At 24.8% G+C, this 202-nt stretch carries 1 tRNA gene; it reads right to left on the bottom strand.

Annotated elements, in window-relative coordinates:
• Positions 1 to 70: 70 nt before the first annotated feature.
• Positions 71 to 141, bottom strand: a tRNA-Gly gene (locus NUM_RS25050).
• Between the last annotated feature and the right edge of the window lie 61 nt (positions 142 to 202).

Here is a 202-nt window from a genome sequence, read left to right as displayed (position 1 = left end):
TTCCATGGTATCTACCTTTACATTATTCTGAAATTAGTCGTACCGTCGACAAAGAATAAATTTAATAATTTACGAGAAATCAGATTTGAACTGATGATATCTATTTGGAAGACAGATGTTATACCACTTAACTATACTCGCTATATTTATTGGTTAAATACTCTTTTAGTGATTTATATTTTTAATAATAATAAATTATATA

The organism is Actinocatenispora comari (genome assembly GCF_017312725.1).
Lineage (GTDB): Bacteria > Actinomycetota > Actinomycetes > Mycobacteriales > Micromonosporaceae > Actinocatenispora > Actinocatenispora comari.
Note: the sequence above shows the minus strand (reverse complement) of the source record. Positions and strands in the feature narration are given on the sequence as shown.